This window comes from Variovorax sp. P1_H2, assembly GCF_056405295.1.
Window position 1 is genome coordinate 1 of sequence record NZ_JBFUCJ010000288.1, and the last position, 1,101, is coordinate 1,101.

Consider the following 1,101-nt stretch of genomic DNA (forward strand, 5'->3'; position numbering starts at 1 on the left):
ACGGCGGATTCAACGTCAACGTCAAGGGCAACACGGACCTCAAGGGCGGCGTCATCGAGAGCACCCAGGCAGCGATCGACGCGGGCAACAACAGCTTCAAGTCCGGCAGCCTGTCGATCAGCGACATCGTGAACCGCAGCACGTCGGAAGGCAGCAGCTATGCCGTCAGCGGCAATGTTGGGTTTGCGGCGGGCGATCAAAGCGGAGCCAGCAGCCCTGCGGACAAGCAAGCGGCCGACGGCGCCCAAGCCAGCGGTCGACCTGGCGGAAGCGCGGGCGTCGGTAGCTCAGACAGCAGTCAAGGCAGCATCACAAAGTCGGGCATCAGCGGCATCGCGGGCGACGAGAGCGTCAGGACGGGCAACAACAGCAGCGCCGGGACTTTGGTGAAGGACTGGAACACCAACAGCATCATCAAGGACGTGCAGGCGCAGGCGCAGATCACAGCCGAGTTCGGAAAGAACGCCAGCGCAGCCGTCGGCGACTACGCCAACAAAAAGCTGGAGGAGTCAAAGGACCTGTATCGGCAGGCGGCCCAGGAAACGGACCCCGCCAGGAAGGCCGATCTGTACGCRCAAGCCAACGAGATCGAGAACAACTGGAAGGAAGGCGGCGCTTATCGGATCGCTGCGCATGCGGGCGCTGGAGCCTTGGGCGGGGGCGTCGGTGGCGCAGCCGGAGCTGCGAGCTCCAGTGCCGCCATTTCCATCATCGGCGAACAGATCGCCAATCTTGATATTCCGTTGCCGGTCAAGGAAGCGCTGGTCATGGCGGCGGGAGCTGCGATTGGAGCTGCCACGGGTGGTGCGGCAGGCGCCGCCGGAGGATTCAACGAGACCTCGAACAACTACCTTACGGCCGCCAACCTGCTTAGCCGCGATCAGAAGATCAAGCAGTGTCAAGCCGCGAAGGATCCCGGATGCGAAGTGCGCGTCATGCAGGAGTACGACCTCAAGAGCGCCAACAACACCGGTGAGCTCAAACGCAGTTCACTCATCGAAAAGCAGGCCTTGGAACAAACCCGGGCCGGACTGGAGCAACTACTGCTGAATCCCAATGTCAGCGAGGAGACGAAGGGGCAGGCCCGGAAGAGCATCAGTG

Annotated in this window: 1 pseudogene; it reads left to right on the top strand. The window is 62.6% G+C overall.

The window, feature by feature from the left end:
- A pseudogene (locus AC1D2E_RS35920) lies at positions 1 to 1,101 on the top strand (hypothetical protein); the annotation flags it as partial.